The organism is Sphingopyxis sp. TUF1, from assembly GCF_036687315.1.
Lineage (GTDB): Bacteria > Pseudomonadota > Alphaproteobacteria > Sphingomonadales > Sphingomonadaceae > Sphingopyxis > Sphingopyxis kveilinensis.
Genome location: NZ_CP144683.1, coordinates 2,402,464 through 2,425,691 on the forward strand (window position 1 = coordinate 2,402,464; position 23,228 = coordinate 2,425,691).

General features: G+C 66.0%; 23 protein-coding genes. 15 read left to right on the plus strand and 8 right to left on the minus strand.

Translation table 11 applies throughout. The features are described from left to right. Positions 1–110: 110 nt before the first annotated feature. Together surE and serS are read right to left on the minus strand one after the other, a co-directional pair. Positions 111–875, minus strand: a complete 765-nt coding sequence (gene surE, locus VSX77_RS11295; protein WP_338424707.1) for a 5'/3'-nucleotidase SurE — start codon at positions 873–875, stop codon at positions 111–113. Between the two features lie 112 nt (positions 876–987). Next, positions 988–2,262, minus strand: coding sequence for a serine--tRNA ligase (gene serS, locus VSX77_RS11300; RefSeq protein WP_338424708.1), 1,275 nt, complete (start codon positions 2,260–2,262; stop codon positions 988–990). Positions 2,263–2,527: 265 nt separating this feature from the next. On the opposite strand from serS, the gene VSX77_RS11305 reads away from it, so the two are divergent. The 3 genes from VSX77_RS11305 to VSX77_RS11315 all read left to right on the plus strand — a co-directional run bounded on the left by VSX77_RS11305 (position 2,528) and on the right by VSX77_RS11315 (position 5,040). Continuing rightward, the gene (locus VSX77_RS11305; RefSeq protein ID WP_338424709.1) at positions 2,528–3,397 is read left to right on the plus strand and encodes a hypothetical protein; all 870 of its coding nucleotides are present in this window, start codon (positions 2,528–2,530) and stop codon (positions 3,395–3,397) included. A gap of 702 nt (positions 3,398–4,099) precedes the next feature. Further along, positions 4,100–4,561 carry an RNA polymerase-binding protein DksA gene (gene dksA, locus VSX77_RS11310; RefSeq protein ID WP_338424710.1) on the plus strand — a complete coding sequence of 154 codons (462 nt, stop codon included), beginning with the start codon at positions 4,100–4,102 and terminating at the stop codon, positions 4,559–4,561. A gap of 89 nt (positions 4,562–4,650) precedes the next feature. Next, the gene (locus VSX77_RS11315; protein WP_338424711.1) at positions 4,651–5,040 is read left to right on the plus strand and encodes a PilZ domain-containing protein; all 390 of its coding nucleotides are present in this window, start codon (positions 4,651–4,653) and stop codon (positions 5,038–5,040) included. 45 nt (positions 5,041–5,085) lie between these two features. On the opposite strand, the gene VSX77_RS11320 is transcribed toward VSX77_RS11315, so the two are convergent. Next, positions 5,086–5,244 (minus strand): DUF465 domain-containing protein, encoded by a 159-nt coding sequence (locus VSX77_RS11320; protein WP_338424712.1) that lies wholly within the window; start codon positions 5,242–5,244, stop codon positions 5,086–5,088. A gap of 123 nt (positions 5,245–5,367) precedes the next feature. Here VSX77_RS11320 and VSX77_RS11325 point away from each other — a divergent pair, with 123 nt between their 5' ends. Together VSX77_RS11325 and VSX77_RS11330 are read left to right on the plus strand one after the other, a co-directional pair. Beyond that, a complete protein-coding gene (locus VSX77_RS11325; RefSeq protein WP_338424713.1) occupies positions 5,368–5,565 on the plus strand; it encodes a YdcH family protein in 198 nt (65 codons plus the stop codon). Between the two features lie 113 nt (positions 5,566–5,678). Continuing rightward, complete coding sequence (locus VSX77_RS11330) at positions 5,679–6,137, plus strand: DUF1465 family protein (protein ID WP_338424714.1); 459 nt, start codon at positions 5,679–5,681, stop codon at positions 6,135–6,137. A gap of 218 nt (positions 6,138–6,355) precedes the next feature. Here the strand turns inward: VSX77_RS11330 and VSX77_RS11335 are convergent, their stop codons facing one another. Continuing rightward, positions 6,356–7,435, minus strand: a complete 1,080-nt coding sequence (locus VSX77_RS11335; RefSeq protein ID WP_338424715.1) for a DUF2332 domain-containing protein — start codon at positions 7,433–7,435, stop codon at positions 6,356–6,358. A 39-nt stretch (positions 7,436–7,474) separates the two neighbouring features. Between VSX77_RS11335 and hisG the strand changes: the two genes are divergently transcribed. From hisG to VSX77_RS11370, 7 genes are all read left to right on the plus strand, one after another. Then, the gene (gene hisG, locus VSX77_RS11340; protein ID WP_338424716.1) at positions 7,475–8,131 is read left to right on the plus strand and encodes an ATP phosphoribosyltransferase; all 657 of its coding nucleotides are present in this window, start codon (positions 7,475–7,477) and stop codon (positions 8,129–8,131) included. Next, complete coding sequence (gene hisD / locus VSX77_RS11345; RefSeq protein ID WP_338424717.1) at positions 8,118–9,422, plus strand: histidinol dehydrogenase; 1,305 nt, start codon at positions 8,118–8,120, stop codon at positions 9,420–9,422. The genes hisG and hisD overlap by 14 nt, the downstream gene beginning before the upstream one ends. 111 nt (positions 9,423–9,533) lie before the next feature. Continuing rightward, positions 9,534–9,986, plus strand: coding sequence for a transcription antitermination factor NusB (gene nusB, locus VSX77_RS11350; RefSeq protein ID WP_338424718.1), 453 nt, complete (start codon positions 9,534–9,536; stop codon positions 9,984–9,986). Between the two features lie 119 nt (positions 9,987–10,105). Next, the gene (gene thiL, locus VSX77_RS11355) at positions 10,106–11,035 is read left to right on the plus strand and encodes a thiamine-phosphate kinase (protein WP_338424719.1); all 930 of its coding nucleotides are present in this window, start codon (positions 10,106–10,108) and stop codon (positions 11,033–11,035) included. 180 nt (positions 11,036–11,215) lie between these two features. After that, entirely contained in the window at positions 11,216–13,330 is a 2,115-nt protein-coding gene (locus VSX77_RS11360) for a sodium-translocating pyrophosphatase (protein ID WP_338424720.1), read from the plus strand. Positions 13,331–13,472: 142 nt separating this feature from the next. Continuing rightward, positions 13,473–15,068 carry a helicase HerA-like domain-containing protein gene (locus VSX77_RS11365; RefSeq protein ID WP_422397218.1) on the plus strand — a complete coding sequence of 532 codons (1,596 nt, stop codon included), beginning with the start codon at positions 13,473–13,475 and terminating at the stop codon, positions 15,066–15,068. A gap of 40 nt (positions 15,069–15,108) precedes the next feature. Next, complete coding sequence (locus VSX77_RS11370) at positions 15,109–16,395, plus strand: cytochrome P450 (RefSeq protein ID WP_338424721.1); 1,287 nt, start codon at positions 15,109–15,111, stop codon at positions 16,393–16,395. Between the two features lie 169 nt (positions 16,396–16,564). On the opposite strand, the gene VSX77_RS11375 is transcribed toward VSX77_RS11370, so the two are convergent. Further along, positions 16,565–17,032 (minus strand): cupin domain-containing protein, encoded by a 468-nt coding sequence (locus VSX77_RS11375; protein ID WP_338424722.1) that lies wholly within the window; start codon positions 17,030–17,032, stop codon positions 16,565–16,567. A 105-nt stretch (positions 17,033–17,137) separates the two neighbouring features. Here VSX77_RS11375 and dapE point away from each other — a divergent pair, with 105 nt between their 5' ends. After that, positions 17,138–18,271, plus strand: coding sequence for a succinyl-diaminopimelate desuccinylase (gene dapE / locus VSX77_RS11380; protein ID WP_338424723.1), 1,134 nt, complete (start codon positions 17,138–17,140; stop codon positions 18,269–18,271). On the opposite strand, the gene VSX77_RS11385 is transcribed toward dapE, so the two are convergent. From VSX77_RS11385 to VSX77_RS11395, 3 genes are read right to left on the minus strand one after another with little or no spacing between them, the layout of a single operon-like run. Beyond that, positions 18,268–18,846 (minus strand): Smr/MutS family protein, encoded by a 579-nt coding sequence (locus VSX77_RS11385; protein WP_338424724.1) that lies wholly within the window; start codon positions 18,844–18,846, stop codon positions 18,268–18,270. The two genes, dapE and VSX77_RS11385, sit on opposite strands and share 4 nt — an antisense overlap. Positions 18,847–18,853: 7 nt before the next feature. After that, positions 18,854–20,182: a murein transglycosylase A gene (locus VSX77_RS11390; protein ID WP_338424725.1), complete on the minus strand. Its 1,329-nt coding sequence runs from the start codon at positions 20,180–20,182 to the stop codon at positions 18,854–18,856. Between the two features lie 4 nt (positions 20,183–20,186). Then, complete coding sequence (locus VSX77_RS11395; protein WP_338424726.1) at positions 20,187–20,852, minus strand: Tim44/TimA family putative adaptor protein; 666 nt, start codon at positions 20,850–20,852, stop codon at positions 20,187–20,189. 249 nt (positions 20,853–21,101) lie between these two features. Here VSX77_RS11395 and secB point away from each other — a divergent pair, with 249 nt between their 5' ends. Together secB and murJ are read left to right on the plus strand one after the other, a co-directional pair. Continuing rightward, complete coding sequence (gene secB / locus VSX77_RS11400) at positions 21,102–21,620, plus strand: protein-export chaperone SecB (RefSeq protein WP_338424727.1); 519 nt, start codon at positions 21,102–21,104, stop codon at positions 21,618–21,620. A gap of 27 nt (positions 21,621–21,647) precedes the next feature. Beyond that, positions 21,648–23,225 carry a murein biosynthesis integral membrane protein MurJ gene (gene murJ, locus VSX77_RS11405; RefSeq protein ID WP_338424728.1) on the plus strand — a complete coding sequence of 526 codons (1,578 nt, stop codon included), beginning with the start codon at positions 21,648–21,650 and terminating at the stop codon, positions 23,223–23,225. Positions 23,226–23,228: the final 3 nt, after the last annotated feature.

Genomic DNA, 23,228 nt, shown 5'->3' on the forward strand with positions numbered 1-23,228 from the left:
GGGGAGGGGGGACCGTCCGCGTGGTGGATGGTGGAGGGGCCGCGCCAATGCCCCTCCGTCAGCGCTTCGCGCTGCCACCTCCCCATCGCTGCGCGACAGGGAGGATTTCTTTAGCCAGCGTAAGCGGCGCGCAGAGCGGCGAGCGAGGGGTCGTGGGTCAGGTCGAGCTGGAGCGGGGTGACCGAGATGAAGCGGTCGTCGATCGCCTCGAGATCGCTGTCGTGGCCGAGGCTGTGTTCGATGCCGTGGAGGCCGAACCAGTAATAGCGATACCCGCGCGGGTCGGTGCCCTCGACGATCGAGCCGCGACCATAGTCGTGGAAGCCCTGGCGCGTCACCCGGATTCCCTGCACCTCGGCGGCGGGGATCGCGGGAAAGTTGATGTTGATCAGCGTGCGCGGCGCCATGTCCATCGTCATCAGCGGGGCGAGCACCTTGGCGCCCCATTGCTCGGCCGCCTCGAACGGAACGCTGTCGCCCATGCCTTCGCGCGCGTAGACCTGGCTGAGCGCGATCGAGCGGATGCCCGCGAGCGCGCCCTCGATCGCTGCCGAGACGGTGCCCGAATAGGTGATATCGTCGCCGAGGTTGGCGCCGCGGTTGACACCCGAAAGGATGAGGTCGGGCTTTTCGGGCATCAGCTTGCCGATCGCCATCATCACCGAATCGGTCGGCGTCCCGCTGCACGACCAGCGCCGTTCGCCATGCTGGCGGATGCGCACGGGACGCGAGAGGGTGAGCGAATGGCCGGCGCCCGATTGCTCCTCGGCGGGGGCGCAGACCCAGATGTCGTCGCTGAGCTGGCGCGCGATCGCTTCGAGCACCGCCATGCCGGGAGCGTGATAGCCGTCGTCGTTGGTGAGGAGGATGCGCATTTGATGTCCCGTTCAGCGTCATTGCGAGGAGCGCAGCGACGAAGCAATCTCCAGCTATTGGGATGCGCTTGGTCGAAGGCTGGAGATTGCTTCGCTGCGCTCGCAATGACGGTCAGGACGTCAGCCGGGTGATCCCGCCCATGTACGGCAGCAGCGCCGCCGGAATATCGACGCTGCCGTCGGCCTGTTGGTAATTTTCGAGGATCGCCACCAGCGTGCGCCCGACCGCGAGACCCGATCCGTTCAGCGTGTGGACGAACTCATTACCCTTGGCGCCGTCGCGCCGGAAGCGCGTGTTCATGCGGCGTGCCTGGAAATCGCCGCAGTTGGAGCAGCTCGAAATCTCGCGATAGGCATTCTGACCGGGCAGCCAGACTTCGAGGTCATAGGTCTTGCGCGCGGCGAAGCCCATGTCACCCGCGCAGAGCAGCATCTTGCGATAGGGAAGTTCGAGCGCCTCGAGGATGGATTCGGCGGCGCGCGTCTTGCGTTCGAGCTCGGCATCGCTGTCTTCGGGGCGGGTGACCGACACCAGTTCGACCTTCCAGAATTGATGCTGGCGGATATAGCCGCGCGTATCACGCCCCGCCGACCCGGCTTCGGAGCGGAAACAGGGGGTGAGCGCGGTCATGCGGATCGGCAGATCGGCCTCGGGCAAAATCTCCTCGCGCACGGCGTTGGTGAGGCTCATTTCGGAGGTCGAGATGAGCCACATGCCGTCGGTCGTCCGGAACAGGTCTTCGCTGAATTTGGGAAGCTGCGTCGTGCCGAAAGCGGCATCATCGCGGACCAGCAGCGGCGTCGCGCATTCGCGGTAGCCCGCCTCGATCGTCTGCTTGTCGAGCATGAACTGGCCGAGCGCGCGTTCGAGCCGCGCCATCGGACCTTTGAGGAAGGCGAAGCGCGCGCCCGACATCTTCGCCGCCGTTTCAAAATCGAGGCCGAGCGCAGGGGCGAAGTCGGCGTGTTCCTGCGGGGTGAAATCGAAGCTGCGCGGCGTGCCCCAGCGCGAAATTTCCACATTGCCCGCTTCATCTTCGCCATCGGGCACATCGTCGGCGGGGAGGTTTGGAAGCGCGGCCAGCATGGCTTCGAGCGCTGCCTGCTGGTCGCGCTCTTCCTGCTCCTGTCCGACGAGCTGGAACTTGAGCCCAGTGACCTCGTCTTTCAGCTTCTCGGCGCCATCCTTGTCCCCCCGCGCCATAGCTTGCCCGATCAGCTTCGATGCTTCGTTGCGGCGTGCAAGCATTGTCTGCGTGTCAGTTTTGAGCGCGCGGAGCGCGGCGTCGGCGGCCAGGATTTCGGCGGACTGCGGCGCGAGGCCGCGGCGTGCGAGACCGGCGTCAAAGGCTGGCGCGTTGTCGCGGATGAAGCGGATGTCGTGCATGGGCGCGCTATGGCGCCGCCGGGCAAGGCGTGCAAGCCTGTCCGTGCCAGATCCTCCCTGTCGCGTAGCGATGGGGAGGGGGACCGCGCCCGCAGGGCGTGGTGGAGGGGCCGCGACGTGGGCGTTATTGCCCCTCCGTCAGCGCTTCGCGCTGCCACCTCCCCATGGCTTCGCCACAGGGAGGATTTTTCGTGCGCGTGTAAAAAAGGGCCGCCCCGAAAGGCGGCCCTCAGTTCGGTGGTCGGGGTTGGCCCCCTGACCGCCAGTGGATTCGCGTCAAGCCGCGTCGGCGTCGGCGGTCAGACCAGCATCGTTGCGGTTCGCCGCGCGGCGGCGCGCAACGAGCGCGGCGGCCGCAGCGCCGAACAGCAGCAGCATCGGCGGCGCGGGAACGGGGGTGGGGTCGCCCGACGAGCTGCTGGTGCTGCCGCCCGAGCTCGACGAGGAGGACGACGACGAGCTGCTGCTCGACGAAGAGGATGAACTGGTGCTGCCAGTCGAGCCCCAGCTGCTGCTGCCGCCGGTCGCGCCCGATGACGTTGCGCCGCTCGAGGTGCTGCTGCTCGACGACGAGGACGAGGAGGAGCTGCTGCTCGACGAGGAACTGCCCGATGCGCCCGAGCTGCCGTGCGACGACGAGCCGCCCCAGCTCGAGCTGCCGTGCGATGATGATCCGCCCTTCGACGAACTTCCGCCCGACGAGGAGGAACTCGATGAAGAGGAGGAGGAAGAGCTCGACGAGGACGAACTCGACGAAGAAGAGCTGCCGCCCGTCGACGTGGACGTCGAGCCGCCCGAGGTCGAAGTAGAACCACCGGAGGTTGAGGTCGAGCCGCCCGAAGTTGAGGTGGAACTGCCGCCCGTGGACGTCGAGCTCCCGCCGGTCGATGTCGAGCTGCCCCCGGTCGAGGTCGAGCTTCCCCCCGTAGAGGTCGAGCCGCCCGAGGTCGAGGTGCTGCCACCCGTCGATGTCGAGGTAATCACGATGCTGCCGCTGCTGCCGCCCGAGCTGCCGCCGAAGAAGCCGCCGAAGAAACCACCGCCGAAGCCGCCGCCAAAGCCGCCGCCGACGACGGTGACGCCGCCGCCGCTACCGCCGCCGCCTTCCCAACCCGACTGCGGGAAGGGGGCATAGGGGATCGGGGGCAGCGGGATCGTCTGCGTCACGACCTGCGTCTGCGGGGTCGCGGTGCGGATCACTTTCCTGGTGGTCACAACGCGGCGCACCCGCTTGACTGGCTTGCGCGCGGCGTGGCGCTTGCGCACCACCTTCTTTGGAGCGCAGGGCGCACATTTGACCGTTTGCGCGCGCGCCGAGGGGACATCGGCGACCTGCATCGCGCCACTGCCGATAATCGCGCCGCCGCAGGTGCAGGCGCAAAGTTTGGCGAGGGCCATTCGGACAGACATAGATATTTCTCTCTTTCCCGTTGCAGGTACGAAGCGCCAACAGCCCGGCACCCCCATCACCTTTCGCTAAAGGCAGAAAGGCCAAAGCTTTATGAATGCGGCAATTGCGTTAACCCCGTTTGCCTGTCCGACAGTGGGAATTGACGTGTGAAATCAACCGAAAACGACATGTCTGTGTCAAAATGAAACGAAACTGACAGAAATTCTGTCCAATTGGTTAAGCTTCGGACCTAAATATCAGAAGCGTACGGGCAGGCCGCGCCCAGATGCGTGTGTCGGGAATCGTCGCCAGTTCATCGCCGCTTCACCCCATATCGCTATCGGCGGCTTCGGCGCTTGTATCGTCGCAAGCGGCTGGGTATAGGCGCGCCACTCCCCGAGCCGCTTTGCGGCGCGCCGGTGACAGGAAAGGACGCGAGAGCCCCTCATGCCGACCAAGATTGCCGATGTTGGCGCAGACGCGCTCCGCGAAGCCAAATCCAATCTCGATTCGGACTATGTCCCGAGCGACAACGAAGAGTTTATGAATGAGCGGCAGCAGGAATATTTCCGCGGCCTGCTCGTTGCCTGGAAAAAATCGATCCTGTCCGAATCCGAATCGACGCTGGCGCATCTGCAGGACGGGCCGCTGCGCGAACCCGACCTCGCCGACCGCGCATCGAGCGAGACCGACTGGGCGATCGAGCTTCGCACCCGCGACCGCCAGCGCAAGCTGATCGCCAAGATCGACGCCGCGATCCGCCGGATCGACGAGGGCGAATATGGCTATTGCGCGGTAACCGGCGAGCCGATTTCGCTCGCGCGGCTCCAGGCGCGACCGATCGCGACGATGACGCTGGAGGCGCAGGAGCGCCACGAGCGTAACGAACGGATTTCGCGCGAAGATTGATCGCGCGCGTCCGCGCACGCCATTTACGTTTCGGCAACCGCGCCCCCCTAGATTCCGTGCCGCAACGACACGAAAATGGGGCGCGCAAAATGGATTCGCAACGGCCGACAACATTGGACGAGGAGGTCGCGGCGCTGTCGCGCGGCGCCGATCGCGACAGCCTGTTCATGCAGGCCGAACTGACGCTGACCGGCCGGTCCGAGCGCGTCATGGTGCGCGTGCGCAACCTGTCGCCCGGCGGAATGCTCGCCGAAGCGAAGCTGGCGGTGGAGCCGGGCGCGGCGGTCGAAGTCGCACTGCGCAACGTCGGCGCGGTCGCGGGGCGGGTGATCTGGGTGGGCGAGGGCAAGTTCGGTATCGCGTTCGACCGGCGGGTCGATCCGCAGGCGGTGCGGCGCCAGGTGGTGTCGGGATCCGATCTGCCGCCGCATCTGCGGCGCACGGGGCCGGTCGGCAGCCCCCTCTACCGCCGGAGCTGATGCGTCCCCTTGAGGAGCGGCATCAGCCGGCGATAGCGCTGGCGATCATCCGATCGCGAGCATCTCTTCCTTGAGTTTCAGTTTCCGCTTTTTGAGCTGTGCGAGCACGCCCGTATCAGGGGCCGGGCGGCGCTCTTCCTTCGCAATTTTCACATCGAGGTCCGCGTGCCGGGACTTCAGGGTGGAAAGGTGCGACGTGCTCATAGGCATTCTCCTTTTCGACTCGATGGGCAGGTCCGAGTAAATCATGAATCGACCGCAATGTCGTGACGATTCGGTCAGCCGGTCCCCGTTGCGGACCAATGGTGAACGTGGCAGGGATGGTGCGTGAGCCCCGAAGAAATCCACCAACGCCTCGAACTGCTCCGTATCGAGCACCGCGACCTCGACGCGGCGATCATCGCGCTCGGCAGCGCGGCAGTCGCCGACCAGTTGCAGCTCGCGCGGCTGAAGAAACGCAAGCTCAAGCTGCGCGACGAAATCGCCTGGTGCGAGGATCAGCTGCTCCCCGACATCATCGCCTGACCCCTGAATCAAAGCGGGACAGCCGCGGTTTCAGATTTTATGGTTACCGCCATTGCCCGATGCGCGCCTTGCGTGGCATCTCTCCGCCCATGGTCGGTGAACGGGCGGACATGATGGCGCAGGGCAGATCCGTGCAGCGGGCGCAGGTTGAAAATCTGTATGTCGAGGCGATGCTGCTCGCCGACGAGGCGCATGCGGCCTTTGCCGCCGAGCGCGAGCTCGGCATGGCGAGAGGGGGCGTGCTCAACGGCGACGCGCCGGCGCAGATCGCGCTGGCGTGCGAATCGCTCAAGACGACGACGCGCCTGATGCATATCATCGCCTGGCTGCTCCACCGCCGCGCGATGCTTGCGGGTGATCCGGGGGCGGGCGCGAACGACAGCGCAGCGCGCATCGGCGAGCCGGTGGCGGTCGACTGGGACTTGTGCGCAGCGTTCGACGAACCGCTCCGCCGGATCATCGCGGCGAGCGAGCGGTTGTTCGAACGGATCGCGCTGCTGGAAGCCGGATGGGACGCGCCTGCGGTGGCGCCGGTGCAGCAAATGCTGGCCAGGCTCGAAGCGCGGCTTTGAGGTTGGGGTAGTCGTAAGGGGGCGATAGCGGACGTAAACTCCTCCCTGTCGCGCAGCGATGGGGAGGTGGCAGCGCGAAGCGCTGACGGAGGGGCTTTAGAGCAACCGTTGCCGCCCCTCCACCACGCCCTTCGGGCGCGGTCCCCCTCCCCATGGCTTCGCCACAGGGAGGATTTAATGGCCGCGCCCTCCGCCAATCCGCTACCCGTGCCGCACACCTACCCCAGCCACTCCACCCAAGCGCCATGCGCATGGGCATGGGCCAGTTTGCGCGGCGCGGGGGCGGCCGGCCAGTGGCGCACGACGAGTTCGTGGTGGTGGACGGTGCGGTTTGCCTCAAGCGCGATCCAGGCGAGCGGGCGGTCGGCGGTGGCGTGCGCACCCGCCGCCTCCATCGCGGCGGTGACGCGCGCCTGCTGGTCGGTGGGGACATATTGCCAGACGATCGAGTGCATCAGCACGCGCGTCGTTCCCGCCGCCTGCGGCCTTGCCAGCTCGGCCTCTACGAAATCGGCGGCATTGGCGCGGATGAGGTTGGGTTTTTCCACGTGCGCGGCGGCAATCGCGGCTTCCATGCGCGCGAAGCGGACGGCATGTTCGGGCCAGATATAGGCTTGCAGACGTAGCGCCTGCGCGGGATCGGTCAGATCAACCGGCGCAACGTCGCAGCCCTTGAGACCGGCGAAAGCGACCCTGTGCATCGGCGGATGGTGGCCGCGCCAATCGGGGGCGAAGGCCATCGCGCCGGGCTGCGGGCCGACATGGACGCCGCCGAGGTCGTAATGATAGCGGTCGATCATCAGGTTGATCCCCGCGCTCGACCCGATTTCGAGGCAGTCGAAATGCGGCGACAGCCCCTGTTCGGCGAGCCAGAGCATCGCCGCGATGAAGTTTGACGAACGCCCCGCCTCGTTCGTTTGCGGCGGGCCGTCGAGCCAGGGGAGCAGCGCCGCCTCGTGGCGCGCGACGACGCCCGCAACGATCGCAGCGTCGTTGATGTCCTCGGCATCGGCGTAAATGGGGGAGAGTTCGTGCGCGGTTTCGGACAGGTGCAGCGCGTGAAAGCCGCCCGCGGCGCGCAGCGGCAGCGCATCGGCGAGCGGCGGGCCTGACCAGTCGGCAATGGTGCGCGCAAAATCGCTGGCGGGGCGATCGAGCAGGCTGGCAATTGCGGCGACGACGCGCGCGGTAACGGGCGCATCGTTGGCGCGGCAATAGGCGACCTGATTGGCGAAGGCGGTGCGCACCGCCTCGCGCCCGGTTTCCGCCATGTCGACAAACTGATAGCGCTCGCTCATTGCCCTTTCTCCCGCCGCCGCTTATGGGCTGGCGCGCTTATGCCCGAACCGATCATCTTTGCCATCCCCAAGGGACGCATCCTCGACGAGGCGCTGCCGCTGCTCGCGCGCGTCGGGATCGAGCCGGCGGCGGATTTCTTTGACAAGAAGAGCCGCGCGCTGGTGTTCGGGACGAACCAGCCGCATATCTCGCTGATCCGCGTGCGCGCGTTCGACGTCGCGACCTTTGTCGCGCATGGCGCCGCGCAGCTGGGCATCGTCGGGTCCGACGTCATCGACGAGTTCGATTACAGCGAGCTGTATGCCCCCGTCGACCTGGGCATCGGCCACTGCCGCCTGTCGCTCGCGGGTCCGGAAGGCAGCGCGCCGCCGGGGCTGGGCGAAAGCCATATTCGCGTCGCGACCAAATATCCCGCGACGACGCGCCGCTGGTTCGCGGCGCAGGGCATCCAGGCCGAGTGCATCAAGCTGAATGGCGCGATGGAGATTGCGCCGAAGCTGAGGCTGGCCTCGCACATTGTCGATCTGGTTTCGACGGGGCGGACGCTGGTCGAAAATGCGCTCGCCGAACAGAAGATCATCAGCGAGGTATCGGCGCGGCTGATCGTCAATCGCGCGGCGTTCAAGCTCAATTCGGCCGAGGTGCCGGCGCTCGTCGAGCGCTTCCGTCAGGCGGTGGGCGATGCGGCGGCTTGATGCCTCCGACCCCGGCTTTGCGGCCGCGTTCGACGCGCTGGTGAACGACCGGCGCGAGAGCGCATCCGACGTGTCGGTGGACGTCGCCGCGATCATCGCGCGGGTGAAGGCGGAGGGCGACGCCGCGCTCGCCGATTATACCGCGAAGTTCGACCGCTTCGACCTTGATGCGCGCGGGTGGAGCATCTTAAAGGAGGATTGCGCGGCGGCTTATGCGGCGCTGGCGCCCGAGCTGCGCGATGCGTTGAACCTCGCGGCGGAGCGCATCCGCGCGTATCACGCCGCGCAATTGCCCGAAGATCGCGACTATCTCGATGCGACGGGGGCGCGGCTGGGTGCGCGCTGGAACGCGGTCGATGCGGCGGGGGTCTATGTCCCCGGCGGACGCGCGGCCTATCCTTCGTCGGTGCTGATGAACATCCTGCCCGCGAAGGTCGCGGGGGTCGCGCGCATCGTGATGGTAACGCCGACGCCCGATGGTCAGGTCAACCCGGTCGTGATGGCTGCGGCGCATATCGGCGGCGTCGATGAAATCTGGCGCGTCGGCGGGGCGCAGGCGATCGCGGCGCTTGCTTATGGCACGACCCGCATTGCGCCGGTCGATGTCGTGACCGGCCCCGGCAATGCGTGGGTCGCCGAGGCGAAGCGCCAGCTTTACGGTGTGGTCGGCATCGACATGGTCGCGGGGCCGAGCGAGATCGTCGTGGTTGCCGACAACAAGAATGCGCCGCACGTCATTGCCGCCGACCTATTGAGCCAGGCGGAACATGACCCGACGAGCCAGTCGATCCTGTTCACCGACGATGCGGAGTTTGCCGATGCGGTTGCCGCGGCGGTCGCGGAGGTCATCCCGACGCTGAGCACCGCGGCGACGATGCAGGCGAGCTGGGCGGACAATGGCGCGGTGATCGTGGTGCCGGCGCTGGCCGATGCGATCCCGCTGTGCGACCGGCTGGCGCCCGAACATCTTGAGCTTGCGGTCGATGCGGCCGAGGCCGACGCGCTGTTCGCGCGGGTGAGGCACGCCGGATCGGTTTTTCTCGGCCGCCAGACTCCCGAAGCGATCGGCGATTATGTCGCCGGGCCGAACCATGTCCTTCCGACCGGGCGCCGCGCGCGCTTTTCGAGCGGGCTGTCGGTGACCGACTTCATGAAGCGCACCAGCTTCTTGGCGCTCGACGCGGCGAGCCTTGCCGCCATCGGTCCGGCCGCGGTCGCGCTTGCCGGTGCCGAAGGGCTTCCCGCCCATGCGCTCAGCGTCCAGAATCGATTGAAAAACAGCCGCCATTGAACCCCAAAGTTCTTCATTCCGGCGAAGACCGGAATCTCGATCTCGCGTAATGACGCGCCGATGAGATCCCGGCCTTCGCCGGGATGACGAGTTGAGTTAGAAGCAGACGCCATGAACAAACGTACCCAGTCCCGCTCCGCCGCCCGCCTTGCTGCCGTGCAGGCGCTCTATCAGCACGAGATGGAGGCGACGCCGGTCGCGCAGCTGATTCACGAATTTCACCAGCACCGCATCGGCGCGATCATCGAGGACGCCGAATATGCCGAGGCCGACGTCCCCTTCTTTGACGACATTGTGAAGGGCGTGCTGGCGCGCCGCGACGAGATCGATGCGGCGATCGTCGCGCGGCTCGCCAGCGGCTGGACGATGGAGCGGCTGGACCGGACGATGAAGGCGATCCTGCGCGCGGGCACCTATGAGCTGATCGCGCGCGGCGATGTGCCGGTCGGCGCGGTGGTCAGCGAATATGTCGATGTCGCCAAGGCGTTTTTCGATGGCCGCGAAGCCGGCTTTGCCAACGGGCTGCTCGACGCGATCGGTAAGGATGCGCGCCGCAACGCATAGAAACCGTTCGTGTCGAGCGAAGTCGAGACACGCCGAAGCCCAGCGCGTCCCAGGCGTGTCTCGACTTCGCTCGACACGAACGGAATTTGGGCACATTGCTTTGGGCGAGAGGATCGCGCATGACCGAAGCCGATTTCATCGCCCGCCTGCGCGCCGTCGCAACCGATCCCGCAGCGCGCGGGCTGGCTGACGATGCGGCGGTTTGGGAGGGGCTCGTGCTCACCCACGACATGATCGTCGAGGGCGTGCATTTCCTGCCCGACGACCGGCCGCAGGATGTCGCATGGAAGCTCATTGCGGTGAACCTCTCCGACTTGGCGGCGAAGGGCGCGGCGCCGTTGGGGGTGCTCGTTGGATATAGTCTGGGCGACGCCGAATGGGACGCAGCCTTTGTCGAGGGGCTCGATGTGGCTTTGCGCCGCTTCGGGATCATGCTGCTCGGCGGCGATACGGTGCGCGCGCCTGCGGGGGCGCCGCGCAGTTTTGGACTCACGGCGATTGGACGGGCGCCTGATGGCGGCGCACCTACGCGCGGCGGAGCGCGGCCCGGAGACCAGATATGGGTGACGGGGACGATCGGCAATGCCGGGCTGGGGCTGGCGATGCGGCTGGGGCAGGTCGAACCGAACGAAACCTGTCTTGCGGCCTATGTCCGGCCGCAGCCGCAGCTGACCTTTGGGCAGGCGGTGGCGCCGCATGTTCATGCAATGATGGACGTGTCCGACGGGCTGCTGATCGACGCGCAGCGAATGGCGGCGGCGAGCGGGTGCGAGCTGGGTATCATGCTGGATGCAATCCCCCTGTCGGCGGCGCTGCTCGCGGCGCGGCCCGACGTGCTCGACACGCGGCTGGCCGCGGCGACGGCGGGCGATGACTATCAGCTGCTGTTCGCAGCCGACCCTGCCGCGGCGGACGCGATCCGTGAAATCGCCGCGGGGCTGAATGTCGCGGTCACGGCGATCGGCCATGCGGGGGTGGGCGAGGGGATCGTGCTGACGCACCGCGCGCAGCGCGTCGCTGTACCCGAACGAACCGGATTCATGCACTGACGGCAAGCCTTTGACGCGATGACGATTGCGGGCTTGCCCTTGGCTGTCTTTCTTCCCATAACTCGCCGGTCTAATTTGGGGCGGTCGCATCAGGGGAAGAGCGAACCGGCATCAATAAGTCGGACGTGCTCGACTGTTACTCCATGCGTCGCCCTTCTCTTGGGGAAGGAAGCAACACGCATGAATCCGGTTTTGATCGCGATAGCGTGCGGCCTGTTGGCCGTGCTCTATGGATTCATTACCTCGCGGCAGGTGCTCAGCGCATCGGCGGGTAACGAAAAGATGCAGGAAATCGCCGGCGCCATTCAGGAAGGCGCCAAGGCCTATCTGGGCCGCCAATATCGCACCATCGCCATCGTCGGCGTCGTCGTCGCCATTCTGGTTGGGCTGTTCCTTGGCCCGATCTCGGCGACGGGCTTTGTGATTGGCGCCGTGCTGTCGGGCGTTGCGGGCTATATCGGCATGAACATCTCCGTGAAGGCAAACGTCCGCACCGCGGCGGCAGCACAGACGGGATTGCAGGCGGGCCTGACCATGGCGTTCCGCGCCGGCGCGATCACCGGGATGCTGGTGGCGGGGCTTGCCTTGCTCGCGATCTCGGTCTTCTTCTGGTATCTTATCGGTCCCGGCGGCTTTTCGGTCGGCGGCGATGATCGCACCGTCGTCGATGCGCTTGTCGCGCTGGCCTTCGGCGCGTCGCTGATCTCGATCTTCGCGCGTCTGGGCGGCGGCATCTTTACCAAGGCCGCCGACGTCGGTGCCGATCTGGTCGGCAAGGTCGAGGCCGGAATCCCCGAGGATGATCCGCGCAATCCCGCGGTGATCGCCGATAATGTCGGCGACAATGTCGGCGACTGCGCCGGCATGGCCGCCGACCTTTTCGAAACCTATGTCGTCACCGTCGGCGCCACGATGGTGCTGATCGCGCTGCTGCTGAAAGGCGCGGGCGACATGCTGCTGCCGTTGATGACGCTGCCGCTGCTGATGGGCGGCGTTTGCATCATCACCTCGATCCTCGGTACCTATTTCGTGCGTCTCGGCAGCGGGACCAACGTCATGGGCGCGATGTACAAGGGCTTCCTCGTCACCGCGATCCTCTCGATCCCGGCGATCTGGTTCTCGACCCAATATGCGCTGGGCGACATGAATGCGGAGATTGCGGGCACCGGCTTCAACGGCCGCGCGCTATTCTATTGTTCGCTCCTCGGCCTGGTCATCACCGGGCTGATCATCTGGATTACCGAATATTATACCGGCACCAATTATCGCCCGGTGCGCAGCATCGCCAAGGCATCGGAAACGGGCCATGGCACCAACGTCATTCAAGGCCTTGCTATCAGCCTTGAATCGACCGCGCTGCCGACGCTGGTGATCTGCGCAGGAATCATCATCGCCTATCTGCTGGCGGGCATCATCGGCATCGCCTTCGGCGCGACCGCGATGCTTGCGCTTGCAGGCATGGTTGTGGCGCTCGATGCTTATGGACCGGTGACCGACAACGCCGGTGGTATTGCCGAAATGGCGGGGCTCGACGACAGCGTTCGCGAAAAGACCGACCTGCTCGACGCCGTGGGCAACACGACCAAGGCGGTGACCAAAGGCTATGCGATCGGCTCGGCAGGTCTGGCGGCGCTGGTGCTGTTCGGCACCTATACCGCCGACATCACCGAATATTCGGCGGCGCTCGGCCTTGATGCGCCGCTGACCTTCTCGCTGTCGTCGCCCTATGTCATCGTCGGGCTGCTGCTCGGCGCGCTTTTGCCCTATCTCTTCGGGGCGATGGGCATGACCGCGGTGGGCCGCGCGGCGGGCGACGTGGTGAAGGATGTTCGCGACCAGTTCGCGAATAACAAGGGCATCATGGACGGCACCAGCCGCCCCGACTATGCCCGCACGGTCGACCTGGTAACGAAGGCGGCGATCAAGGAAATGATCGTTCCGTCGCTGCTGCCGGTGCTTGCGCCGATCGTCGTCTATTTCGTCATCCTGTGGGTCGCGGGTACGGCCGCGGCGCTCGAGGCGCTCGGCGCGCTGCTGCTCGGCGTGATCGTCGGCGGGCTGTTCGTCGCCATCTCGATGACTTCGGGCGGCGGTGCTTGGGATAACGCCAAGAAATATATCGAGGACGGCAACCACGGCGGCAAGGGCAGCGAAGCCCATAAGGCCGCGGTGACCGGTGATACCGTGGGCGATCCGTACAAGGATACCGCAGGACCGGCGGTCAACCCGATGATCAAGATCACCAATATTGTGGCGATCCTGCTCCTCGCGGCGCTGGCGCACGGCGCGGCGTAAGCCGTACCGCACCTCAGGGTGAACAAGGGCCCCGCCGGAGCGGTCCGGCGGGGCCTTTTGTTTGTCGGGGCGGCTTTGCAGATTGCGTGGGCGCCGACGCCGCTCTAACCTTTGCCGTGACGTATCAGGTGGAGGATGGCGAGTGAGCGAAGGCAGCGCGGCGAGCGAAATCTATATCGGCCTGGGCGGCGGCGGGGCGCCCGACGGGCCGCGGCAATCGCTGGTGCTGAAGCGTGCCAACCGCCATGGGCTGATCGCCGGGGCGACGGGCACGGGCAAGACGGTGACATTGCAGGGACTCGCCGAAGGCTTTTCGGCGGTGGGCGTGCCCGTCTTTGTCGCTGACGTGAAAGGCGACCTTGCCGGCATGGCGATGGCGGGCAGCCCGACCGCGAAGGTCCACGAGCCTTTTTCGAAACGCGCCGCGGAAATCGGCGACACCGACTGGGCCTATCGCGACAATCCGGTGATCTTCTGGGATTTGTTCGGCGAACAGGGGCATCCGGTGCGCACGACGATCTCCGAAATGGGGCCGCTGTTACTCGCGCGGCTGATGGGGCTCAATGAGACGCAGGAAGGGGTGCTCGCAATTGCGTTCAGGGTGGCCGACGAACAGAATATGCTGTTGCTCGACCTGGGCGATTTGCAGGCGATGCTCGTCTGGTGCGCTGAAAATGCCGACGAGCTGACCGCCAAATATGGCAATGTCACCAAGGCGAGCGTCGGAGCGATCCAGCGGCAGTTGCTGACGCTCGAAAGCCAGGGCGGCGATCACTTCTTTGGCGAACCCGCGCTCGAAATCAACGACATGATCCGCACCGACGAGAATGGCCGCGGCTATGTCAACATCCTTGCCGCCGACAAGTTGATGGCGAGCCCCAAGCTTTATGCGACCTTCCTGTTGTGGCTTTTGAGCGAGATGTTCGAGACGCTGCCCGAGGTTGGCGATCCCGACAAGCCGAAGCTCGTCTTCTTCTTCGACGAGGCTCACCTGCTGTTCGACGACGCGCCGCTCGCGCTGACCGAAAAGATCGAACAGGTCGTGCGCCTGATCCGCTCGAAAGGTGTCGGCGTCTATTTTGTGACGCAGAACCCGATCGATATTCCCGAGGTGGTTGCGGGCCAGCTGGGCAATCGCGTGCAGCACGCGCTGCGCGCCTTTACCCCGCGCGATCAGAAAGCGGTGAAGGCCGCCGCCGACACCTTTCGCCCCAATCCCAAGGTCGATGTGGCGCGCGAGATCACCGAGTTGAAGGTCGGCGAAGCCTTGGTGTCGCTGTTGATGCCCGACGGCGCGCCATCGCCGGTCGAGCGCACGCTGATCAAGCCGCCCTGTTCGCGTGCGGGGCCGCTCGATGCCAAGGAGCGCGCGATCATCCGGTCGATCTCTCCCGTCGACGGCAAATATGACACGGCGGTGGACCGCGAAAGCGCCGAGGAGTTGCTCGCCGCCAAGGCCGAGCAGGCGCAGGCCGCCGCAATCGAGGCGAAGGCGCAGGAAGAGGCCGACAAGGCAGCGGCGATCGCGGCAAAGGAAGAAGCGAAGCGCAAGGCCGCCGAGGAGCGCGAGCGCATCCGGCTGGAGCGGGTCGCAGCGCGCGAGGCGGCGAAACCGAGCATGGCGGAAAAGATGGTGCAATCAGCGGCTCGGTCGGCGGCGACGAGCCTGGGCCGCCAGGTCGCAGGCAAGTTCGGCGGCCAGTTGATGCGCGGGATTTTGGGCAGCCTGTTCAAATAGGTTGTCGACTCCGCGCGCGAATCGCGGCAGCTTGGGTTGCATGACAAAACCTATATTGCCTGGAGAGGTAGCCGCCGCGGTCGTCAATCCCGCCGCCTATGGGGCGTGGGATCCGCTTCACCAACAACTCGCGTGGGCGCGCGCGAACATGCCGCTGGGGGTGGCAGAGAATCCCAACCACGATCCCTTCTGGCTCGTGACGCGCCACGCCGACATCATGGCGATCAGCCGCGATCCGCAGCGCTTTGCGAACGGCATAAGGCCGACCGTGCTGACCGACCGCGCGGGCGAGGCGCTGGCGCGCGCGGCAACGCCGGGGGGCGACGGCCATCTGGTGCGCTCGCTCGTCCAGATGGATGCCCCCGATCATATGAAATACCGCCTGCTAACCCAGAGCTGGTTCATGCCGAAGAATTTGAAGACGATCGAGGATCGCATCCGACAGATCGCCCGCGACACCGTCGAGCACATGCTCGAGACCGGCGGATCGTGCGATTTCGCGCGCGACGTTGCGGCGCATTATCCGCTGCGCGTCATTATGGACATTTTGGGGGTGCCGCCCGAGGACGAGCCGCGAATGCTGATGCTGACGCAGCAATTGTTCGGGCCGACCGACCCCGAGCTTAACCGTAGCAGGGAGGCGATCACCAGTTCCGAACAGGCGATCGCGATGCTGCACTATGTCATTGCCGACTTCGAGGCCTATTTCAGCGCGCTGACCGCCGACCGCCGGGCCAATCCGCGCGAGGATATTGCGACGGTGATCGCCAATGCAATGGTCGGGGGCGAACAGATCCCCGACCGCGAACTCGCGGGGTATTATATGATCATCGCGACCGCGGGGCACGACACGACGAGCGCGTCGACCGCGGGAGCGATCATGGAACTGGCGCGCAACCCGGCGCTGTTCGAGCGGTTCCGCGATGCGGCGAGCGACAAGGCGGGGCTGATCGAAGAGGCGATCCGCTGGACCACGCCGGTGCAGCATTTCATGCGCAGCGCGCGCGAGGATGTCGAGGTCGGCGGACAGACGATTCGCGTGGGCGACTGGCTGATGCTGAACTATGTGTCCGCGAACCGTGACGAGGCGGTGTTCGCCGATCCCTTCGCGTTCGATCCGGATCGGGAGAAAAACCAGCAGATCGCTTTTGGTTTCGGCGCGCATGTCTGCCTGGGGCAGCATCTGGCCCGGCTGGAGATGCGAATTTTGATGGAGGAGCTGTTGCCGCGCCTGACCAGCCTTGAGCTGGCGGGGGAACCGGCGCGCGTTGAATCGGTGTTCGTCGGGGGGCTGAAGCGGTTGCCGATCCGGTTTAAGGCGGCGTAGCGGCGCTTCAGAAGGGTTCGGTCGAATAGCTCCAGTCAGAAAATTCCCGTTCGCATCGAGCGAAGTCGAGATGCCCCTCGACCTTGCGCCACGCTGAGGGGTGTCTCGACTTCGCTCGACACAAACGGAGAGGGGGTGCGGTCTGACATCACGCCTACGCTAGCCCCGCTTACGGAATCCGCTTCGTCGGATAGGGCGTGCCATCCTTATGGAAATAGCCGTCGGGCGTGAAGATCATGTCGATGTCCGAATAGGCGCCGCCGGTGTCATATTTCTTGCCCCCGCCGATTGCGACGAAGACGCAGTCGGCATCGGATTCATTGATGAGGTGGTGGCCGTTGGTGCTGCCCTTGGGCCAGACCGCGATATCCCCCGCGCGCATGAAATGGCGGCCGTCATCCTCGATCAGCACAGCTTCGCCCGAAATCATCACCAGCATCTCATCCTCGCCATCGTGCCAGTGGCGCTGCGACGACCAGGCACCGGGCTTGAGCACGACGTGGCTCGCCGCGAAATCGCTGAGGCCCGTGGGCGGCGCGAGGCGGCGGTACCAGCGGCCCTGCACGGGTGCGTCGTAGGGCGCGGGATAGCCGGTGACGTTGGTTTGCGGGATGGCGTCGAGATCGAGTTTGGGCATGGCGGTCCTCCGTCAGCCTTCTTGCCGTTAGTATCGAACGAAGTCGAGATGCGTGCGCGACGACGCGTCTCGACTTCGCTCAACACGAACGGGTAAGGGGACGGTATGACCCACAGCATCGACCCCATCGAGCTAGCCAAAGCGCTGATCGCTGCCCCCTCCGTCACCCCCGCCAAGGGCGCGGTGTTCGATGTGATCGAGGCGGCGCTCGTTCCGCTCGGTTTCACGGTCGAGCGCTTTATCGACGGGATCGAACCCGACGGGCCGGTCGAAAACCTGCTCGCGGTGCGCCGCGGGAGCGGGCCAAAGCATTTCGGCTTTGCGGGGCATCTCGACGTCGTGCCGCCGGGGGTGGGATGGACGGGCGACGCTTTCGCGCCCGAGGTGCGCGGCGAGCTGCTTTACGGCCGCGGTGCGGTCGACATGAAGGGAGCAATCGCCGCGTTTGTAGCGGCCGCGGCTGCTACCCCGGTCGATGCGGGGACGATCAGCCTGATCATCACCGGCGACGAGGAAGGCCCGGCGATTTTCGGTACGCGCGCGCTGATGGAGCATATGGATGCGCGCGAGATCAGGCCCGACATGATCGTCGTCGGCGAGCCGACATCGGTGAACCGGCTGGGCGACATGGTGAAGATCGGGCGGCGCGGGTCGGTCAATATCTGGATCGACGTGCCGGGGACGCAGGGGCATGTCGCTTACCCGCACCTGGCCGACAATCCGATTCCCAAGCTGGTGAAGATTTTGGCGGCGATCGATGCGGTGGCGCTCGATACGGGGAACGACTGGTTCCAGCCGTCGAACATCGAGTTTACCGACATCGAGGTCGGCAATGGGGCGACCAACGTCATCCCCGCTTCGGCGCGCGCGCGCATGTCGATCCGCTTCAACGACCAGCACCGGGGTGCCGATCTGGTGGCGATGATCGAGCGCATCGCGCACGAGGTCGAGCCCGCGGCGAAGGTGCTCGGCAAGATTTCGGGTGAGGCGTTTCTGACCCCGCCGGGCGAATTATCCGAACTGGTCGCCGAGGCCATTCATGCGGAAACCGATTTGGTCGCGGAGATGTCGACGACGGGCGGCACCTCGGATGCCCGCTTCCTGCACGCGATGTGTCCGGTGGTCGAATTCGGGCTGATCAACGCGACGATGCACAAGCTCGACGAGGCGGTCGCGGTGGCCGATTTGCACAAGCTGACCGCGATTTACCGCGGGATATTGATGCGTGTCTTCGTTTAATCCTCGCGGCTGCGCCGAAGGATGACGTAGACCGCGCCCCCGCCGCCGTGACTGACATGCGCAGGGCGGAGCGCAACGATCTGGTCGGCGTGCGGCGAAAAGGCGAGCCAGTCGGGGAGTGCGGCGCGGATTGCGCCGCGCGGGCGGGGCAGTCCGTGCATCTGCGGCAGGCGGTCGGCGCCGGGGCGGAGGCGCCCGGCGACGACGAGCAGTACGCGCGCGCCGCGGAGCAGCGCGCGGTCGATGGCGTCATCGAGCAGTGCTTGCGCCGAAGCGAGCGTGTGACCGTGAAGGTCGATGCTGATGTCGGGGCGAACGAGCCCCTTCCGCAGACGGCGGTCCCAATGCCCGTCGAGCGTCGCTGCGCTGTGGGTGCGGCGTGGCGGTGGAAGCGGCGCGGGACTGCGCGGCGGCGCAGCGGCGCGCGGCGCGGCACTGCTCGGTGTGGACAGGGGCGGGCAGACCGTCGGCGGCGCGGTGGGAGCGAGCGGCGAGGGCGGCTTCGGCAGCGGCGTCACCGTCGCTGCGATCTTTTTCCACAGCGCGTCTTCATCGGGAGCGAGGCGCCGCGGCATCGCTCGGTCAGTCCGCGGGAAGCATGCGCGCGATGCTGGCGCGCGGCAGCAGCAGCAGCGCTGATCCGCGCGCAGCCATGCCGCCGGCGATCGCGCGCGCTTCTTCGCCCGCGCCCCAAAAGCTGTCGAATCGGTTGGCGCCCTTGATCGCGCCGCCGGTATCCTGTGCAATCCACAGCCCGTTAGGTTCGGCGCGGTCGAGTGAGAGGAAGACCGGCGCGCCGAGTGGCACATATTGGGGATCGGCAGCGACGCTGACGCGGCCGGTCACCGGCACGCCGAGCGCGCCGAGCGGGCCGGGGCCGGTGAGTTCGCGAAAAAAGACCCAGCTGGGATTTTCATTCATGACTGCTGCGCCGCGCACCGGGTCGGCGCGCAGATAATCGAGGATGCCCTGCATCGATGCCTGCCCGCGCTGCAATTCGCCACGGTCGAGCAGCAGTTTGCCGATGCCGACATAGCCACGGCCGTTCTGCGTATCATAGCCGATGCGCATGATTCCGCCGTCCGGGAGGCGGAGGCGGCCCGAGCCCTGCACCTGAAGGAAGAAAAATTCGGCGGCATCGGCGGCCCACGCCAGTTCGAGCCCGCGTCCTTCGAGCGCGCCCGATTCGATCGCGGTGCGGTCGTAATAGCGCACGAAGTTCGATCCATCGACGCGGCCGCGGATCTTGCGGCCTTTCAGATCGTCGGCGAACTGGCCGAGGTCGACTTCGACAAGATCGGCGGGGCGGCGATAGATGGGGACGTCATAGCCGGGCTGTTTGGTACGCGACGCCGCGATTTCGGGCTCGTAATAGCCGGTGACGAAGGCGGCGCCGGTGCCGACCTGCACTGTGCCGAAATAGCGCGCGAAGAAAGTCGCGGCATCGCTGTCGACCCAACTGGCAGCAGCGGTGCAGCTTTCGGTCCAGTCGGCATTTTGGGTGAGGCCGCTGGCGTCGGCGCGGTGCTGAACCGAGGGGCAGCTGATGCGAAAGGCGGCGAGCGCGGCCGCGGCCTGTTCGGCCGAAATACCGAGCGTCGCAAAATCGGGGCCGGCGATCACGCCGCTGGTGGCCGCCGTGGCCGCGTCGGCGGGAACCGCCGCGGCGGCAAGCGGCGGTCGCGGCGTGGCGGGAATTGGTTGGGCGACGGCCCCGACTCGTTCGGAGGGCCGCGGAATATAGGGGCGCGGCTGGCCCAGCGACTGCGAGGGTGCGGGCTTCGACACCGCCGGGCGGGCGGTGCCAGCCGTATCGGGAATGACGGAGGCGCAGCCCGACAGGAGCGGAAAGGCGGCGAGCAACGCGAGCCCGAAAAGACGTGCGCGCGGCGCCCCCACGCTGCGGATCATGGGGTCAGGCCGATTCAGCTTCGTCGAGCAGCCAGTTGGGATCGTTGCTGCCGATCTGGCGGCGGAAGGTCCAGAGGTCATCGGTCGCCGTCGCGTCGCTCATCGACCCGGCGATCAGCTTGCCATCGGCATCGCGCGTGATCGCGCTGATGTCCGCATGATAGCGAACGGTGATGCGCGCCTCGCCGCGGTTCAGTTCAACCGCGGTGATCTTGGCCGAATCGATGCCGATCAGGCGATTCTCGAGCGTTTCGCCGCGCGCCTCGCGCGCTTCGATCGCTTCGACGAAGGCTTCATAGCTGTCATCGTCGCAAAGGTCGCGGAGCGTATCGCGGTCGCCCTTCCAATAGGCCTCGAGGATCATGCGATAAGCCGCCTCGGCGCCTTCCATGAAGCGGCCGGCGTCGAAATTGCGATCGCTGGCGAGCAGCTGGCGGAGTCCGGCTTCGGCGGCGGGTTCATAGACGAGGCCCGCCGTATCGGCGGCCGAAGCGGTGAGCGCGGGCGCGTCGCCGTCTTCGAGGCGGATCGCCGCGGGGGCAGCGCGGTCGTCGCGGCGCGGCAACACCGGCTCCTGTTCATGGCCCGTGCGTTTTCCGAGCACCGAATAAAGCCGCATCCCGAGGAAGGCGGCGATCATGGCGAGCAGGACGATCGAAAAAGCAGTCACGGGCAAGGGTCCAATGCGGGCAATGGCAACATATCCGCCGATACATAGGCGATCCGCGGCCAGGTTTCAAATGGCCATGGTCGCTAGCACGGGGCGCGTCAACGATTTCAGCGGCGCAAACCCCCCGCGTGGCGCCCCATTGTGCTCGCCGTCCGCCGCTGCTAAGCGCCGCGGCAACCGTCCGCCGCGGTTCCGACACGGCCCGCGGCGCCGACATAACGTTCCTTTTTCCAGCGAAAGCATCCTATCATGGCCGACGAGACGAGCGCCGACATCAATAACCCCGCCCTGCAACCCAACGGCGAAGACACGAGCCCGGCAATCGGCCTGATTTCGCAGTATGTGAAGGATTTGTCGTTCGAAAATCCGAACGCGCCCGCCGTCTATCAATGGCAGAGCGCGCCGCAGGTCGACGTCCAGTTCAATATTGCCGCCGACAGTGTCGGCGACAATCTGTACGAGGTCATGTTGAAGATCGACGTGACGTCGAAGACCGAGAATGGCACGAGCTTTGTGATCGAATTGAAATATGCCGGCCTGTTCGGCGTGCGCAACGTGCCCGACGACCAGCTCCAGCCCTTTTTCCTGGCAGAAGCGCCGCGCATCCTCTTCCCCTTTGCCCGCCGCGTCGTTGCCGATGCGGTGCAGGATGGCGGCTTCCCGCCGCTGCTGCTCGAACCGATCGATTTCCACGGCCTGTTCATGCAGCAGGTCCAGGCGCAGGGCGAGGGTCAGGGCGAGATCCCGGCGCCGGTCGGCGAAGCTTAAACTCGGTCTTGGGGGCGGGCTGACATCATGAGCAGCCTTGTCAAAAGCGTCGGGACGATCGGCGGGCTGACGCTGGTCAGCCGCATTTTCGGCTTTGCGCGCGATATGCTGCTCAGCCGCATATTGGGTGCGGGCGGCGTTGCCGACGCATGGCAGCTGGCCTTTCAGCTACCCAATATCTTTCGCCGCCTGTTTGCCGAGGGCGCCTTTGCCGCCGCCTTCGTCCCGCTATTCAACCAGCGGATGACGAAGGATGGCGAGGCGGGTGAAGCGCGTGCTTTCGCCGAAGCGGTGCTGGCGGTCCTGATCCCGATCTTGATCATCTTTTCGGCGCTGCTGCTGATCGTCATGCCGTGGGTGATGGGGCTGTTCGCGAGCGACGCGCTGGAAGCCGACGCCGCGCAGTTCGGCCTTGCGGTGACGATGGCGCGCATCGCCTTTCCGTACTTGGCCTTCATGAGCATCGCGACGCTGTTCGCGGCGATTCTCAATAGCCTGTCGCGCTTTGCTGCGGCGGCGGCGGCGCCGATACTGCTCAACATCTGCCTGATCGCGGCGCTGCTGCTCGGGCTGTTCACCGGCGACGGCAGCGAGGACGCCAAGGCTGCGACCGGACTGTATCTGGCGATCGCGGTGTCGCTGTCGGGGCTGTGCCAGCTTGGCTGGCTTTATTATTGGGTGCGCAAATCCGGGTTTCGTCCGGCGCTGCGTCGTCCGCGATTGACCGCGGGGGTGCGCGAGATGGGGGTGCTGATCCTGCCGGCGGTGTTCGGCGCCGGGGTCTGTCAGATAAGCCGCTTCGTCGATCTGTTCTTCATCGCGATGCTGCCCGACAAGAGCATTACCTATCTGGCCATGGCCGACCGGCTCAACCAGTTGCCGCTCGGCATCATCGGCATCGCGCTTGGCACCGCTATCCTGCCCGCGCTGTCGCGCTTTGTCGCGCAGGAGGACCGCGACGGCGCCTTTCGCCTGCAAAGCAACGCGGTCGAGCTGTCGATGCTGCTGACCGTGCCTGCCGCGGTGGCGCTGTTCGTCGCCGGACCGGCGATCACCAGCGCCTTTTATGTCGGCGGCGCGTATAGCGCGGCCGACGGGCTGGCGACGGGGGCAGTCGTCGGGGGGCTGGTCGTCGGCCTGCCCGCCTATGTGCTGGTCAAGGTGCTCGTCCCCAATTTCTTCGCACGCAAGGACACGCGCACACCGGTGTGGACCGCGGCGGTATCGCTGCTCATCAATATCGGGCTCAACCTGCTGCTGATCCCGCCGCTCGGCATCGTCGGGCTGGCGCTGGCGGGGTCGATCGCCGCCTGGTGCAACGTCGCGATGCTCTATACGATCCTGCACCGAAAAGGGCTGTTCCACCTGACCGGGCAGGTCGCAGGCCGGATCGCGCGTATCGCGCTCGCCGCTGCGGCGATGGCGGCGGCGCTGCATGTCACCATTCCGCTGGCGGGCGATGCCTTTACCGGCGGCGTATTCGAACGGATCGCCGCGCTCGGTGCCATCGTTGCGGTGGGGGCGGTGATATTCTTTGGTTGCGCCTTGCTTTTTGGCGTGGTCAATCGCGACACCGTTGGCCAGCTGCGCCGACGGCAATTGTAAACA